This window comes from Allobosea sp. P1_A7 (genome assembly GCF_056406775.1).
On the sequence record NZ_JBFTZN010000028.1, the window covers coordinates 22,906 to 38,288 of the forward strand.

A 15,383-nucleotide genomic window follows, 5' to 3' on the forward strand; every position below is an offset into this window, starting at 1 on the left:
ATTTTGTTTAAGTATATAATAATTAAAAAATTATATTACTATATAATTTGGGATAATACATATCAATTTATTGTTACTTTTATAAGATTGCTGTTTTCTGAAATACACAGAATTATTCTATAATCAGAATAGCGATAAATATGCAGATCATTCGTCGAGAAACGAGTTAGTTGCCGAAGCGACGCTCGCAGCGTTGCTATTGCCCCTGCAGACATCAGAAAAGTAGGTGGATCAATCGGGGTAAATGCGTCCGGGTTGGGATTTTGCTCGGCCTCGTGCGCCTGCGGGATGCGTACTGGCGTTGTCGTCCACTTGAGCCCAACTGTCCCTCGTCCCTCGCGACTTATCGTTGATGGTGCTGCCAGTGAAAATCCGTCTGGAACGATCGATCACTCAGCGTTTGAATTCGACGGCGGGTGAGGTCCTGCGGTCGCGGACGTGGCGGTCCGCCGCTATCTGCCAATGGTGCTGGCGCGCTCGCCTCAAGCGGCCCGCTTGAACTGACGCCCCAGAGCGAACAAGCCGAATGCCGCCAGCTGGCCAGCGACGAGCAGGAAAGGCCATTCAAAGCTTCCTGTGCGGCTGGCGACAATGGCAAACACCAACGGCCCGCATATCGAGCCGACGAAGCCGAACAGGCTTGCGCCCGACGTTACGTCGCCAATCAGAGTGGGCGGCGCAACCCGCGCAAGTTCGGCCATGTGGACACCGTTCCACCCCATCGAGGTGGCTCCGACCAGTGCCATGCAGCCATAGACCATCCAGGGACTGGCGGTTGTCGAAGAGACAAGCAGCATGATCGCGGAGCCTGCACCCAAGGCCAGAAGCGAGAGAAGCAGGAGCCCGCCGCCCATGCGATCCGCCAGCCATCCGAAGAAGATGCGTGCGACCGTGCTCGCTGCAAGCAAGACGGCGATGTAGTGCCCGGCCTGCGCCAGGGTCTTTCCGTGCTGCGTGACCATGTAGGTTGCTGTGAAGGCCGTGATGCTGGCCTGCGTTATGGAAAACGACACACCCAGCGCGGTGAGCATCGGCAAGGACGGGTGCGAGTTCAGAACCCGGGCCGATCGGCTGAGCGAAGACGGCGAGAGGAACAGCCGGGCCCAGGCCCGGTTCCGTGGGCCTTTCTCGGCATCGAGACTTCTTTGAAAGGGCTGAACCAGCACGATGCAGAGAAGGATGATCGCGACAATCGCCCAAACTGCACCGACGAAGCCGAGCCCCAGGACCAGAGGCGCGACAACGAGACCGGCTATCGTGCCGCCCAGAGGCACGCCCGCCTGCTTGATCGAAAACACAAGTGTGCGGTGCCTGGGCGGCGCCGTGCGCATCAGCAACTGGCTGCCAGCTGGCGTATTGGGCGCCAGGYCCAGGCCCACAAGGAGCGCACCGACAAGGCCGACGAGGCCGAAGGACTGCGACAGGAGCAGGAGACCCACCGCGACGAAGATCAGGCCGAGCTGCAAGGCTCGGATCGGGCCGTGATGATCGAGCATCGGGCCGCCGCACGCCAGAAACCAGCATATGCCGACCGAAACGACCGCCGAAACATAGCCGATGCTTTCTGGCGTCATGCCCCAGCGTTGCGTCAGAATCGGACCCAGGAGAGGAATCGCCGCGGCGGCAAATGAGCTGATGACTTGCACAAGGAGCGTCGCGCTCAAGGCGCTCGCCCATACCGGCAGCTTCAAGGCAGATCTCCCGTCGCGTCGCCGCTCGTCATTCCCCTCCAGCTCCAGCACGAGCATGCAGGGATTGCGGCGTTGAACTGGTCTTCCGGCAATGTCGGCGACCGGTCGAGGCCGTTTCCCGGCTATGGGGGCTGCAGCAGAAGCATGCGGTTCGCCGGGCCGCGGCCTTTCGTGGTTGTTCTCCAAATCCGGAGAACCGGACCAACAGTCGGCTTCTCCCCCTTCTGCCGTACGGCCGACATGGGTGATCCGGCGAAAATGGAGCCATTGCTTGGGAGGCTGTTGTCAGCGGTCACCGCTCCCGGCGATGCTGGAGCCGTGCCGGTCTTTCGATTCTGCCGATCTGAACTCGCCTCTGCCGGCGTAGGTCGACGAGTCTGATGCCGGTTCACTGCGCATGGTTGATGCGACCCTGAGGTCGTGCTGACGTTGGACCGGGTTGGAGGATCTTGCGGGTGAGGGTCGACGTTCTGGGCCTGCAGGCCTTCGTCAGTATCGCCGAGCGGGGCAGTTTTCATGCCGCGGCCTCGCATCTCAATCTCTCCCAGACCGCGCTGAGCCATCGGATCCGGAAGCTCGAGGAATCCCTCGGAACGACGCTGCTCTTGCGCACCACGCGCCAGGTCTCGTTGACCCCGGCGGGGTCGGCGCTCCTGCCGCGCGCCCGCAGGATCTTTGAAGAGCTTGGTGCGGCCATCGATGAGGCGCGGGTCGATGCCGCGGATGCCGAGGAAGAGGTTGCGGTCGGCTGTCTGCCAACCATCGCGGTCCACTGCATGCCGTCGGTGATCGCACAATTCGCCAGAGGATACCCGGCAGTGCGCGTCCGGGTGCACGATAACTCGGCTTCGGAGATCGCCGACAAGGTGCAGTCGGGCCAGGCCGAGTTCGGCGTGACCATCGTCGCCGCCAATCGCTGGGACCTCGAGCTCAAACCGGTGGTCAAGGAGCCGTTCGTGCTCGTCAGTCACCGCAGCATGCCGCTCGCGCGATCGGAGTCGCTGACCTGGGCGCAGCTGCAGGGGCTGCCGCTCGTGCGGATCAGTGCCGAGACCGGAAACCGCGTCCTGATCGACGATGCGCTGGGCGCGCGGCGCGAGGCCCTGACCTGGCGCTACGAGGTCCAGCGGGTCATCACCGCAGTGAGCCTGGTCCGTTCCGCGATCGGGTACGCGATCGTGCCGCAGCTCGCGCTCGACTCTGTCGATGCCGGCGAATTGGTTGCGATCCCACTGCGTTCGCCGAGCATCAGCCGCACTCTCGGCATCGTCACCCGCAAGAATATGCTGCTGCGGCCGGCGGCGCGCGACCTCCTGGCGCTGGTCAGCGAGGCGCTGAGAAACAGTGTCTCGGATAAAGATGCATGAAAGTAATCAATCGCTGCATTCTTCTCATTTGATGGCAGAATAGCTTGGGGTCAGGGTCCTCGCGGGACAAGGAAACGCACAAGCAAGGGACGACCCATGCCTGGCTCCAAAGCAGCGACGATCGAGTTCATCGGATTTGGCGAGGCGGCCGGGTACGGCGCACGGCAAGGGCGTGGCGCGTGATGAACATCGACCGCCGATCACTCCTTGCCGGGCTGGGTCTGGCCGGCCTCGGGCACGCGGCGCGTGCGCAGGTCCAGCCGGCGTGGCCGACGCAGATCATTCGGCTCGTGGTGCCGTTCACCCCTGGCGGCAGCACCGACCTCCTCGCGCGTCTGATTGCCAACCGATTGGAACGCACGATCCCCGGCAAGGGCTTCGTCATCGAGAACCGCCCCGGCGCCGGCGGCATGATCGCGGCGAGCCAGGTCGCGAAGTCCGATCCGGATGGCCATACGTTGATGATGGGGCATATCGGCACGCTTGCCTTCAACCCGGCGCTCTATCCCAACGTACCCTATGATCCGGTCAAGGACTTCCAGCCGGTGGCCCTGGTCGCCATGGTGCCGAACATCCTCGTCATCAATCCCAGCCTGCCGGCGAACTCGTTTCAGGAGTTCGTGGCCTATGCCAAGGCCAATCCGGGCAAGCTGAACTACAGCTCCGGCGGACAAGGCAGCGCGGCGCATATTGCCGGTGCCTATCTCGCGCATCGGGCCGGTTTCGAGGCGATTCATGTGCCCTATCGCGGCACCGCACCGTCGGTGACGGATCTCGTCGCCGGTTCCGTGCAATTCACGCTGACTGGCGGTCCGGCGGTTCTGCCGCTCGCCGCAGCGGGCCAGTTGCGAGCGCTCGGCGTCGCCAGCTCCGAGCGCACCTCTTTTGCCCCTCAGCTCCCGACCATCGCCGAAAGCGGGCTGCCGGGTTTCGAAGCCGTGCAGTGGTATGGCATCGTTGCCCCCGCGCACACGCCGGCCGCAATTGTCGAGCGCCTCAACCGCGAGATCAACGCGCTGCTCGACCAGCCTGAATTTGTCGCGGCGCTCGATCGCGACGGCGCGATCGCACGCCGCGAGACGCCGGAAGGCTTCGGGCGGCTGATCGCCTCAGAGGGGACGCTGTGGCGCGATATCATCACACGTGCCAGCATCACGGGCGGAGGCTGAGCGATGTCGCAGATTGCCGTGCCATGCATGCTGATCCGGGGCGGTACGTCGAAGGGCGCCTATTTCCTCGCCGAGGATCTGCCGGTTGGCACGGGCGCGCGTGACGCGTTCCTGCTTGCGGTGATGGGCTCGCCCGACAAGCGTCAGGTCGACGGGCTTGGTGGGGCTCACCCGCTGACGAGCAAGGTCGCGATCGTTTCGCGCTCGAGCGAGCCGGGCTGCGACGTGGATTTCCTGTTTGCGCAGGTCGGCATCGAGACCGCGTCAGTCGACACCACGCCGAATTGCGGCAACATCCTTGCCGGTATCGGTCCCTTCGCGCTGGCGCGGGGCCTCGTTCGAGCAGAGGGCGCCAGCACTACGGTGCGGGTCCGGACGCTGAACACCGGCACCATCGCCGATCTCGCGATGCGGACCGACGCCGGTCAGGCAGGCGTCGAGGGCGATGCCCGCATCGATGGGGTGCCCGGAACCTCCGCACCGATCGACATCAGCTTCCTCGGCAYGGAAGGCTCCGTCTGTGGCGCGCTGTTGCCGACGGGAAATCCGGTCGACATCATCGACGGTGTCGAATGTACCCTGATCGATAACGGCATGCCGGTCATCGTTCTCCGGGCGGTCGATGTTGGACGCACGGGCCACGAAACCCGCGAAGCGCTGCAAGAGGATACGGAGCTGAAACAGCGCATCGAGCGCATACGCCTCGCGGCCGGACCTCTGATGAATCTCGGCGATGTGGCAAGGATGGTGGTCCCGAAGATCGCCCTTGTCGCGCGGCCCGTTGCAGGATCGATCGCGACGCGCAGCTTCATCCCGCATGAGTGCCACGCTTCGATCGGTGTCTTTGCCGCGGTGACGGTGGCGACAGCCGCAGCCCTGCCGGGGTCGCCGGCAGCTTCGGTCGCCGCGATGCCTACCGGTCGCGAACGCGCGATTTCCGTCGAACATCCGACCGGGGAATTCACGGTGAAGCTCACCGTGGGTGGCACGCCGGAGCGCCCCGTCATCGAGCGCGCCGGCCTGCTGCGCACCGCGCGCATTCTGATGGATGGCCAGGCCTACGTGCCACCGCATGCGCTCGCGCGCAGCGGCGACGAAGCACGTCGCGCCCCCGAATAGGACCGAGAAGAGAGGATTACAGCTCAATGGCGAGCCTGCAGAAGACGGGTCTGGTGATTACCGCCCACCCCGGCGATTTTGTCTGGCGTGCGGGCGGTGCCATCGCCTTGCACGCCAGGCAGGGCATGCGGGTAAAGATCCTGTGTCTGGCCTATGGCGAGCGGGGCGAAAGCCAGTTCGCCTGGAAGCAGGCGGGTGTGCGGGTGGAGGACGTCAAGGCGCAGCGTCGCGACGAAGCCGAGCGCGCCGCCGCGGTCCTCGGGGCCGAGATCGAATTCATGGATGCCGGCGACTATCCGCTGCGCACGACAGGGCCGATGCTCGACCGGGCGATCGACCTCTTCCATGAGCTCACTCCCAGCTTCGTGCTGACCCATGCGCTTGAAGACCCCTACAATGTCGACCATCCCGAAGCGGCGCGTTTCGCGCAGGAAGCGCGGATCATCGCGCAGGCTGCAGGCCATAAGCCGGACCCCGCGCGCGCCTATGCCGCGCCGCCGGTCTTCCTGTTCGAGCCGCACCAGCCCGAGCAGTGCAACTTCAAGCCGAACCTGATCCTCAACATCGACGAGGTCTGGGAGACGAAGCGCAAGGCATTCGAAATCCTGGCCGCGCAGAAGCATCTCTGGGAATACTATACGCGGGTGGCGCTGAACCGCGGCATGCAGGGTGGGCGCAACTCCGGCAAGGCGATGACTTACGGTGAGGCCTACCAGCGCCTGTTCCCCGAAGCCCTGGAGTCCCTGGCATGACCGGCGTCGTCGTCCGCACGAAGAAACGGGCTGCAAGCGCCGATATGGCGGCATTCCAGGACCTTGGCGTCTCGACCACCCATGAGGCCATGGGCCGGACGGGACTGATGAAGCCCTATATGCGCCCGATCTATGCCGGCGCCTCGATCGCCGGTGGGGCCRTCACCGTCCTCGCCCAACCCGGCGACAACTGGATGATCCATGTCGCGATCGAGCAGGTCATGCCCGGCGACATACTTGTGGTCGCCTGCACGGCAGACAACACTGACGGCATGTTCGGCGACCTTCTCGCGACCTCTCTCAGGGCGCGCGGCGGCATCGGCCTCGTCATCGATGCCGGGGTGCGTGACGTGCGCATCCTGACGGAGATGGGGTTCCCGGTGTGGTCGCGCGCGATCTCGGCCAAGGGGACCGTCAAGGCGACGCTCGGATCGGTGAACGTGCCGGTGGTCTGTGCCGGTGAGATGATCAATCCTGGCGACGTGATCGTCGCCGACGATGATGGCGTGGTGGTGGTTCCACGGCTCGAAGCGGAGAGGGTTGCCGCCGCGGCGCGGGCGCGGGAGGCGAACGAAGATGAGAAGCGTCGCCGGCTCTCCGCCGGCGAGCTCGGGCTCGATATGTATGGAATGCGTGATGGGCTCGCGCAAGCTGGGCTCGTCTATCGCGACGACAACTAAAAGGCGGCTCGGAAACAAGAGCCAGACCCAGGGAGGGGTATCACGATGACAATCCGCAGGACGGTTCTCAAAGTCTTCATGGCAGGTGCAGTCGCGGCGACATTGGGCTCCGCGGCGCAGGCCCAGGAGGTGGTCAAGGTCGGGCTGATCCTGCCGATGACTGGCCCCTTCGCATCGACGGGACGCCAGATCGAAGCGGCCGTGAAGCTCTTCCTGGCTCAGAACGGCGCGACGCATGGCGGAAAGCGCCTGGAGGTCATTCTCAAGGACGATACCGGCAACGCCGATGCGACGCGCCGGATCGCGCAGGAGCTCGTGGTCAACGACAAGGTCGCGGTTCTGGCTGGCTTCGGCCTGACGCCGCTCGCCATGGCGACGGCCCCGATCGCGACCCAGGCCAAGATCCCGCAGATCGTGATGGCGGCTGCGACGGCGTCGATCACCGAGGCCTCGCCCTTCATCGTGCGCACCTCGTTCACCCTGCCGCAGGCGTCCGAGCCGATGGCGGACTGGGCCTGGTCGAACGGCATCAAGCGCGTCTTCACCGTCGTGACCGATTACGGCCCCGGGATCGACGCCGAGACCTCCTTTGCCAACAAATTCAAGGCCGCCGGCGGCACGGTCGAAAGCGTGCGCGTGCCGTTGCGCAACCCGGATTTCGCGCCGTTCCTGCAGCGCGTCTCCGAGGCAAAGCCCGATGCCCTGTTCGTGTTCGTTCCGTCGGGCATTGGCGCGCAGTTCATGAAGCAGTTCGTCGAGCGCGGCCTCGACAAGGCCGGCGTCAAGCTGATCGGCCCGGGCGACGTGGTCGATGACGATATCCTCAACGGCATGGGGGACGTCGCGATCGGCGCCATCACCACGCATCATTATTCGGCGAAGCACGACAGCGCAGCCAACCAGGCCTTCGTGAAGGCGTTCGAGGCCGCCAATCCAGGCGTGCGTCCGAACTTCATGGCCGTCGGCGGATATGACGGCATGCGGCTGATCGCCGAGGCGCTCAAGGCGACAAATGGCGACGCCGGCGGCGAAAAGCTCATCGCGGCGATGAAGGGCGCGTCCTGGGAGAGCCCGCGCGGACCGATCACGATCGATCCGGCGACACGCGACATCATCCAGAACATCTATGTCCGCCGCACCGAGAAGGTCGGTTCCGACCTGTTCAACATCGAGTTTGCCACGATCCCGCAGGTCAAGGATCCGGTGAAGGCGCGCAAATAGGCGGTCTGACGCGGCCGGGCCGACGCCATGCTCACCATCCTGTTCGATGGCATCGCCTATGGGATGGTGCTGTTCGTCCTCGCTTGCGGGCTTTCCGTAACGATGGGGTTGATGAATTTCGTCAACCTCGCCCATGGCGCCTTCGCCATGCTCGGCGGCTATGTGACCGTGCTGCTGATGCAGCGGCTGGGCCTGCCGTTCCTGGCTTCGCTTCCGGCCGCCTTCCTTGCCGCTGCGCTGGCGGGGATCGTGCTCGAGCGGCTCGTCTATCGGCCGATGTATGCCAAGAGCCATCTCGATCAGGTGATGTTCTCGATCGGGCTCGTCTTCATGGCCGTCGCGGGCACCGACTGGCTGCTGGGCTCGAGCCAGCAGATCATCCAGCTGCCGCCCTGGCTTCAGGGGCGTTTCTACGTGCTCGGTATCGGCATCGGTTACTACCGTCTGTTCGTGATCGGCATCTGCGGGCTGCTTGCGGTCGCCCTGCAATGGGGCTTCGCGAAGACCCGCTTCGGCAGCCGGCTGCGTGCCGCCGTGGACGATGCCCGCGTCGCGCGCGGCCTGGGCATTCCGGTGAACCGGTTGTTCGCCCTGACCTTTGCGCTCGGTTCCGGACTGGCGGGGCTCGGCGGCGCGCTCGGGATCGAGCTCATGGGGCTCGATCCGACCTTTCCGCTGAAATTCATGATCTACTTCCTGATCGTCGTCACGGTCGGCGGCACCTCGACGATCACCGGCCCCTTCCTCGCTGCCATGCTGCTCGGTGTCGCCGATGTGATGGGCAAATATCTGGTCCCGCAGGCTGGAGCCTTCATCATCTACGCGCTGATGGTCATCCTGCTGCTGCTTCGCCCCGAGGGCCTGTTCGCGAGGGCTCGCACATGAGCGGGACGGTTCTCGAACAGCGCGTCAGGCACTCGCTGCACCGCGCCCGGCGCTGGCACCCAGCCGAACTGGCATTCTGGCTCTTCGCCGCAGCGTCCTTCGTGCTGTTTCCAACGCGCTTTCTGATCCTCAACGAGATCGCGATCCTTGCCCTGTTCGCACTCTCGCTCGATCTGATCCTCGGCTATGCCGGGATCGTATCGCTGGGGCACGCCGCCTTCCTGGGGATGGGGGCTTATTCGGCCGGGCTGTTGGCCAAGTATGTCACGGCAGATCCCCTGGCCGGCCTGGCATTCGGGATGGCGACATCCGCGCTGCTCGGGCTGCTTACCAGTCCGCTCGTCCTGCGCGGCACGGATCTGACCCGCCTCATGATCACGCTCGGCGTGGCATTGATCCTCTACGAGGTTGCGAACTCGCTGGCATGGCTCACCGGCGGCGCCGACGGCCTGCAGGGCATCACGATGGCGCCGGTCTTCGGGACGTTCGACTTCGATATTTTCGGCCGCACGGCCTACCTCTATTCACTGTCGGTGCTGTTCATCCTGTTCCTGATCGCGCGGCGGATCGTGAATTCGCCATTCGGCTTGTCCCTTCGCGGCATTCGCGACAATCAACTGCGCGCTGCCGCATCCGGCGTGCCTGTCCCTTGGCGCCTTGCGGCCATCTATGCCTTGTCGGCGGCCTATGCGGGAGCTGCGGGCGCCTTGCTCGCCCAGACCACGCAATTCGTCTCCCTGGACGTGTTCGACTTCCACCGTTCAGCCGACCTGATGCTGGTGCTGATCATCGGCGGGGCCGGCTATCTCTATGGCGGCCTGATCGGTGCGATTGCGTTCAAGTTCCTGCAGGACGCCATCGCGACCTTCACCCCGCAATACTGGATGTTCTGGATCGGGCTTTTCCTCGTCCTCTTCGTCCTTGGTGGTCGTGAACTGATCCATGGCGCGATCAAGGCGCTGGTCGCGCGGTTTCCGAAACGTGGGGCCTCGTCGTGAGCGCCGTCCTGCAGACCTTCGATCTCGCCAAGACCTTCGGCGGCATCACTGCGACCGACGACGTGACGTTCTCGCTGGAAAAGGGCGCGCGCCACGCGCTGATCGGCCCGAACGGCGCGGGCAAGACGACCTTCGTCAATCTGCTCACAGGGGTTCTGCGGCCGACATCGGGGCGCGTCAGCCTGATGGGGCAGGACATTACCGGCCTGTCGCGAGAGGCGCGGGTCAAGCGCGGTGTCGCCCGCACCTTCCAGATCAATCAGCTCTTCCGCACAATGACGCCGCTCGAGATGATCTCGCTCGTCACCGCGGAACGGCTCGGCCGAGGCATGCGGCTTTTCCAAAGGCTCGACGCCGATGACGAGGCCATCGCCGAGACGACCGATATCCTCGCCCGCTTCAAGCTCGAGGACATCATGGATCAGCGCATCGCGACATTGCCCTATGGCAAGCAGCGTCAGATCGAGATCGCCGCGGCTTTTGCGGCCAGGCCGAGCGTGCTCCTGCTTGACGAGCCCGCCGCCGGCGTCCCCGAAGCCGAGAGGCGCGAATTGCTGGAGACCGTCGCAGCATTGCCGGACGATGTTTCGGTGCTGCTGATCGAACACGACATGGATATCATCTTCCGGTTCGCGACCCGGATCACCGTTCTCGTCAATGGTCGCGTGCTGACGGAAGGCGAACCTGCGGTGGTCGCGCGCGACCCCGCCGTCAAGCAGGCCTATCTCGGCGAGGCCGCCCATGTCTGAGCTCCTGCGGATCGAAGGCCTGAACGCCGGCTACGGCGACGCTCTCGTCCTGTTCGATGTCGCGCTCTCCCTCGACGAGGGGCGCTCGCTCGCCTTGCTGGGCCGCAATGGCGTCGGCAAGACGACGCTGGTCAACACGATCATCGGCGTGACGCGCCGGCGGGCCGGGCGCATCACTCTTGCCGATGTCGACATCTCCGCGGCGACACCCGAGCAGCGGGCCCATGCGGGCATCGGCTGGGTGCCGCAGGAGCGCAACATCTTCAAGTCGCTGACCGTCGTGGAGAACCTGACTGCGGTCGCGCGCCCCGGCCCATGGACGACGGAACGCGTCTTCCGGATGTTTCCGCGCCTCGCCGAACGCAAGAGCAATCTCGGCAACCAGCTCTCCGGCGGCGAACAGCAGATGCTGGCCATTGGCCGCGCCCTGATGCTCAATCCCAGGCTGCTGCTTCTGGACGAACCGACCGAGGGGCTGGCGCCGATCATCGTCGAGGAACTGCTCGCGGCATTGAAGACGCTGTTCCGGGAGGAAGGGCTGGCAGCCATCGTCTCCGAGCCGATATGGTTGGAAGCCTGTTACGCAGCGCACGCGTCAAGGACGCGCGCGCCAAGCTGGTGACGGGCGAAATCTCCGCCGCCGATCTGACGGCGATCGAGGATGCCGAGATCAGGGCACTGGTGAAGAAGCAGGAGGAGGTCGGGCTCCAGGCGGTCACGGACGGCGAGTTCCGCCGCGCCTTCTGGCATTTCGATTTCCTGGAGAATCTCTCCGGCGTGCAGGGATACGACTCGGATTCAGGCATCCAGTTCAAGGGCGTCGCRACCAAGGCCCGCGGCCTTCGCGTGACCGGCAAGCTCGACTTTCCCGACGACCACCCGCATCTCGCGCATTTCAGGTTTCTCGCCTCCGTCACCGACCGCGTGCCGAAGATGACGATCCCGAGCCCGAGCATGCTGCACTATCGCGGCGGCCGGAAAGCCGTCGATATCTCTGCCTATTTCAGGATGGAGGATTACTACGCGGATCTCGGCAAGGCCTACGCCAAGGCGGTGAAGGCCTTTTACGACGCCGGCTGCCGCTATCTGCAGCTCGACGATACCAGCCTCTCCTATTTCTGCGATCCCGAGCAGCGCCAGATGCTGGTCGATCGTGGCGATGACCCCGACAAGCTGATCCACATCTATCGCGACGTCATCAACACAGCGACGGCGGCCAAGCCGGCGGACATGACGATTACCACCCATACCTGCCGCGGCAACTTCAAATCGACTTTCATCGCCTCGGGCGGCTATGAACCCGTCGCCGAGATGGTCTTCAACCAGATCAATGTCGACGGCTATTTCATGGAATGGGATGATGACCGCTCCGGCGGCTTCGAGCCGCTGCGCTTCCTGCCGAAGGGCAAGCAGGTCGTGCTGGGCCTCGTCACCTCGAAGTTCGGCAGCGTCGAGAGCAAGGACAACCTGAAGCGGCGGATCGAGCAGGCCTCGGCCTTCGCGCCCCTGGATCAGCTCTGCCTCTCGCCCCAATGCGGCTTCGCCTCCACCGAAGAGGGCAATGTGCTGGCCGAGGACGAGCAATGGGCCAAGCTGGCGCGCATCGTCGAGGTGGCGCAGGAGGTGTGGGGATGAGCCAGGAACCCTGTTTCGATATCGCTCATCTCGCCCATGTCGAGCTGTTCACGAACAAGCCGGAGGCCAGCCTCGACTTCTTCGTCAATATCCTCGGGCTGACCGAGAGCGGACGGGAGGGCGACAGCGTCTATCTGCGCGCCTGGGACGACTATGAGTTCCACACGCTGAAACTCACGGCCTCGACCACGACGGGTGTCGGCCATATCGGCTATCGGGCGACAAGCGRGGCTGGCCTGATGCGCCGGGTCAACGCGATCGAGGCCATGGGGGCCGGCATCGGCTGGAACGACGGCGATCTCGGCCATGGCAAGGCCTACCGGTTCCGCGATCCCGACAATCATGTGTTCGAGATCTATTTCGACACCCAAAAATACGCCGCGCCGCCGCATGAACGGCCGGCGCTGAAGAACCAGGCGCAGCGCAACCATGGCCGCGGCTGTGCTGTGCGCCGTCTCGACCATCTCAATCTGCTGGCGCAGGACGTTGCGGTGATCCGCGATTTCATGCCGAAGGCCCTGGGCAGCCGCATCACGGAACAGATCGTGCTCGATTCCGGCGAGGTCGGCGGCTGCTGGTTCACCGTCAACAACAAGAGCTACGACATCGCCTATACGCGCGACCACACCGCGGCTCTCGGGCGCTTCCACCACCTCACCTATGCGGCCGACCAGCGCGAACATATTCTCGAAGCCGCCGACATCTTTCTCGAGAACGGCATTCACATCGAGACCGGGCCCCATAAGCACGCGGTTCAGCAGACCTTTTTTCTCTATGTCTACGAGCCCGCCGGCAATCGCATCGAGATCGCCAATGCCGGCGCACGCCTCATTCTCGATCCGGATTGGCAGACGGTGACGTGGACCGAAACCGAGCGGAAGAAGGGGCAGGCGTGGGGGCTGAAGACGATCGAGAGCTTCCACACGCACGGTACCCCGCYGGCCGCCGGATGAGCGGAGAAGGCGGCCGCGAGAGTTCGATCACCCGCTGGCGGCCTCATCTCCGTCACGGCTGAAAATGGGATAGGGGGCGTAGACCCCTGATCGAAGAGGCCGGCAGGGCGTTGCACCGCAGCTTTAGTCGGCTTGCCGGTCCTCGCTGATCCCGCGGCGCCAATAGCTGACGATCAGATGATGATCGCGCTCGGGCCGCAGACGCTTGCGGGCGGCCATGCGAAGGGCTTTGAAGCCGGCATGTTCGAGCGCGGCCCAGAGATAGACGGTCGCCTCGTCCGAAGGCCACAGGACAGCGTCAAAGGCGTCCTGGAGCAGTGTCGTGGTGCCGGCCTCGGCGCCCTGGCGATGCAGCCAGCGAATCTCCACGCCGGCGGGGCAGACCAGGGCCTGCTCTTCACCGGCATCGGTGACTTCGATGAAAGCGAGGCCCCGTGCCGTTAGTGGCAGGTGGGCGAGCATGCGACCGATCGCAGGCAGCGCGGTCTCGTCGCCCATGAACAGATACCAGTCGGCCTCGCGCAAGCCACGTCCGCCGGGGCCTGCCATGCCGATACGATCGCCAGGCCGAGCCCGCGTCGCGAAGGCTGCGCCGGGGCCGGCATCCTCGTGCAGCACGAAATCGAGTGCGACCGTTCCCGCGACCGTATCGATCTCCCGGATCGTGTATTTGCGCACGGCCGGCGCCTTGTCTGCCTCCGGCAGACGCAAGATCCCATCCTCTCCGAATGTCGGCCATTCCGGCTCGGCCAGATCAGGCGGCGGCAGGAACAACCTGACATGCAGCGCCTCCAGGCTGTCGAACCTGGCAAGGTCCTCGCCCTGGAAGCTGATCCGGCGCATATGCGGCGAGATATCCCGAACGCCAGTCACAGTCAGGATGCGAAAACTCGATGGAATCGCGACGCCGCTCCCGGCTCCGGTCCAGGCGATCGAGGGGACGGTCTCGCCACGGGGCGCAAATTCGATGATATGGCTCGCGATCGCCTGTTTGGCACCCTGCAGGCTCGCCATATCGGGCGCCTCGGCGCGCACGACGAGATGCCCGTCGCTGGACTGCAGCCAGCCGCGATAGCTGCCGAGCGCAATGATGGTCGCGCCCTCCTCCCGCGTGACCTCTGCGCCATGCTCGGCGAGGTGTTCGCAAAGCGGAGCGATGATGGCGTCCGGATCGGCCAGAGCGATCCGCGCGTGGGCAACGAGAGCGGTCATGGCAGGGCAACCTCGCGGGCAGCGACGGGGGAGGAGGGATTTGCAGCGAAATTCATGGCTTTGCCGACGGGCTTGCCAAGTCTTGCGGCTTTCCGCCATGCGGTTCGAACCAGAACGTTCCGTGCAGCGGGATCGCTGAAAAGCGCCGGGAAATCTCGTCCAGCGTCACCTGCGGATCGATATCGGCAAACAGCTGCGGATGGAACCACTTCGCCATCGCCTCGATCGCCGCGATATGGGTGGGGGTGTCGTTGAACAGATGCCAGAGACCATAGGCCTGGCCCTTCCTCACCGCCGTCAGGGCCTTGAGACCGGGGCGGGCGAGCTGCGTTGCAAGGCTGCGCGACGCGACCTCGGCGGGAACGCCCAGACCCAGCACCAGCCCGCCGGTCCTTGCGAGATGGGTGCCGCCCGTCGCGATATAGATCGCCGGGTCCAGGGCGAGAACCTGCTCGAGGCTGATCTGGCCTGTCGCTCCCGGCAGCAACGCTGCCGCGATATTTCTTCCGCCCGCGGCCGTGATGTAGTCGTCGAAGGTACCCTTTCCCGGCGAGAAGCAGCATTCGGCGCTTCCGGCATGCGCATGCATGAAGACGGACGGTCGCTCGACCGGACCGAGCCGCCTCGCGATGCGCTGTCTCCGGTCTTGGTAGAAGGTGACGAACTCTTCGGCCGCAGCCTCCCTGTCGATCGCCTTGCCGAGGATGCGCAGGCTGGGCACCGTGTCGCGGAACGGCTGCAGGAAGAAATCCACCACGATCACCGGGATGCCCGCCGCCTCGAATTTCGCGACGAGATCGCCAGGGCCGCGGCGCGTGCCGGCGATCGACAGGCTCAGAACGACCAGGTCCGGGTCAAGTTCGACCGCCTTCTCGAAGGAAAACCCGTCTGCGGTGCTATCTCCGACAGTCGGCAGCGTCTCGATCGCGGGGAACCGCGCGCGGTACAGCGC

15 protein-coding genes are annotated in these 15,383 nt (G+C 64.6%); 12 read left to right on the forward strand and 3 right to left on the reverse strand.

Annotation, left to right across the window (positions count from 1 at the left end; all coding sequences use genetic code 11):
• Positions 1 to 482 precede the first annotated feature (482 nt).
• Complete coding sequence (locus AC1D34_RS07240) at positions 483 to 1,748, reverse strand: MFS transporter (RefSeq protein ID WP_476823880.1); 1,266 nt, start codon at positions 1,746 to 1,748, stop codon at positions 483 to 485.
• Positions 1,749 to 2,146: 398 nt separating this feature from the next.
• Between AC1D34_RS07240 and AC1D34_RS07245 the strand changes: the two genes are divergently transcribed.
• The 12 genes from AC1D34_RS07245 to AC1D34_RS07300 all read left to right on the forward strand — a co-directional run bounded on the left by AC1D34_RS07245 (position 2,147) and on the right by AC1D34_RS07300 (position 13,219).
• Entirely contained in the window at positions 2,147 to 3,058 is a 912-nt protein-coding gene (locus AC1D34_RS07245; protein ID WP_441492081.1) for a LysR family transcriptional regulator, read from the forward strand.
• A 182-nt stretch (positions 3,059 to 3,240) separates the two neighbouring features.
• Positions 3,241 to 4,227, forward strand: a complete 987-nt coding sequence (locus AC1D34_RS07250) for a Bug family tripartite tricarboxylate transporter substrate binding protein (protein ID WP_441492080.1) — start codon at positions 3,241 to 3,243, stop codon at positions 4,225 to 4,227.
• Positions 4,228 to 4,230: 3 nt separating this feature from the next.
• The gene (locus AC1D34_RS07255; protein WP_476823881.1) at positions 4,231 to 5,346 is read left to right on the forward strand and encodes a 4-oxalomesaconate tautomerase; all 1,116 of its coding nucleotides are present in this window, start codon (positions 4,231 to 4,233) and stop codon (positions 5,344 to 5,346) included.
• Positions 5,347 to 5,372: 26 nt separating this feature from the next.
• Positions 5,373 to 6,098, forward strand: coding sequence for a PIG-L deacetylase family protein (locus AC1D34_RS07260; protein ID WP_441492078.1), 726 nt, complete (start codon positions 5,373 to 5,375; stop codon positions 6,096 to 6,098).
• Entirely contained in the window at positions 6,095 to 6,778 is a 684-nt protein-coding gene (locus tag AC1D34_RS07265; protein WP_476823882.1) for a 4-carboxy-4-hydroxy-2-oxoadipate aldolase/oxaloacetate decarboxylase, read from the forward strand. The genes AC1D34_RS07260 and AC1D34_RS07265 overlap by 4 nt, the downstream gene beginning before the upstream one ends.
• 45 nt (positions 6,779 to 6,823) lie before the next feature.
• Entirely contained in the window at positions 6,824 to 7,999 is a 1,176-nt protein-coding gene (locus AC1D34_RS07270; RefSeq protein ID WP_476823883.1) for an ABC transporter substrate-binding protein, read from the forward strand.
• A gap of 27 nt (positions 8,000 to 8,026) precedes the next feature.
• Positions 8,027 to 8,884, forward strand: a complete 858-nt coding sequence (locus AC1D34_RS07275) for a branched-chain amino acid ABC transporter permease (RefSeq protein WP_441504241.1) — start codon at positions 8,027 to 8,029, stop codon at positions 8,882 to 8,884.
• Positions 8,881 to 9,882, forward strand: coding sequence for a branched-chain amino acid ABC transporter permease (locus AC1D34_RS07280; protein WP_441492074.1), 1,002 nt, complete (start codon positions 8,881 to 8,883; stop codon positions 9,880 to 9,882). The genes AC1D34_RS07275 and AC1D34_RS07280 overlap by 4 nt, the downstream gene beginning before the upstream one ends.
• Complete coding sequence (locus AC1D34_RS07285; protein WP_441492073.1) at positions 9,879 to 10,631, forward strand: ABC transporter ATP-binding protein; 753 nt, start codon at positions 9,879 to 9,881, stop codon at positions 10,629 to 10,631. The genes AC1D34_RS07280 and AC1D34_RS07285 overlap by 4 nt, the downstream gene beginning before the upstream one ends.
• Positions 10,624 to 11,253, forward strand: a complete 630-nt coding sequence (locus AC1D34_RS07290) for an ABC transporter ATP-binding protein (protein ID WP_476823884.1) — start codon at positions 10,624 to 10,626, stop codon at positions 11,251 to 11,253. Before AC1D34_RS07285 ends, AC1D34_RS07290 begins: the two co-directional genes overlap by 8 nt.
• The gene (locus AC1D34_RS07295; RefSeq protein ID WP_476823885.1) at positions 11,196 to 12,266 is read left to right on the forward strand and encodes a 5-methyltetrahydropteroyltriglutamate--homocysteine S-methyltransferase; all 1,071 of its coding nucleotides are present in this window, start codon (positions 11,196 to 11,198) and stop codon (positions 12,264 to 12,266) included. Before AC1D34_RS07290 ends, AC1D34_RS07295 begins: the two co-directional genes overlap by 58 nt.
• Positions 12,263 to 13,219: a VOC family protein gene (locus AC1D34_RS07300; RefSeq protein WP_476823886.1), complete on the forward strand. Its 957-nt coding sequence runs from the start codon at positions 12,263 to 12,265 to the stop codon at positions 13,217 to 13,219. The genes AC1D34_RS07295 and AC1D34_RS07300 overlap by 4 nt, the downstream gene beginning before the upstream one ends.
• A 123-nt stretch (positions 13,220 to 13,342) precedes the next feature.
• On the opposite strand, the gene AC1D34_RS07305 is transcribed toward AC1D34_RS07300, so the two are convergent.
• Positions 13,343 to 14,431, reverse strand: a complete 1,089-nt coding sequence (locus AC1D34_RS07305) for a DUF2218 domain-containing protein (RefSeq protein WP_441492069.1) — start codon at positions 14,429 to 14,431, stop codon at positions 13,343 to 13,345.
• A gap of 52 nt (positions 14,432 to 14,483) precedes the next feature.
• A partial coding sequence (locus tag AC1D34_RS07310; protein WP_476823887.1) for an ABC transporter substrate-binding protein occupies positions 14,484 to 15,383 on the reverse strand: 900 nt, incomplete at its 5' end.

Coding starts and splice junctions, on each gene's coding strand:
- AC1D34_RS07250 (WP_441492080.1), top strand. CDS start 3,241: ATGAACATCGACCGCCGATCACTCCTTGCCGGGCTGGGTCTGGCCGGC.
- AC1D34_RS07260 (WP_441492078.1), top strand. CDS start 5,373: ATGGCGAGCCTGCAGAAGACGGGTCTGGTGATTACCGCCCACCCCGGC.
- AC1D34_RS07270 (WP_476823883.1), top strand. CDS start 6,824: ATGACAATCCGCAGGACGGTTCTCAAAGTCTTCATGGCAGGTGCAGTC.
- AC1D34_RS07275 (WP_441504241.1), top strand. CDS start 8,027: ATGCTCACCATCCTGTTCGATGGCATCGCCTATGGGATGGTGCTGTTC.
- AC1D34_RS07280 (WP_441492074.1), top strand. CDS start 8,881: ATGAGCGGGACGGTTCTCGAACAGCGCGTCAGGCACTCGCTGCACCGC.
- AC1D34_RS07290 (WP_476823884.1), top strand. CDS start 10,624: ATGTCTGAGCTCCTGCGGATCGAAGGCCTGAACGCCGGCTACGGCGAC.
- AC1D34_RS07305 (WP_441492069.1), bottom strand. CDS start 14,431: ATGACCGCTCTCGTTGCCCACGCGCGGATCGCTCTGGCCGATCCGGAC.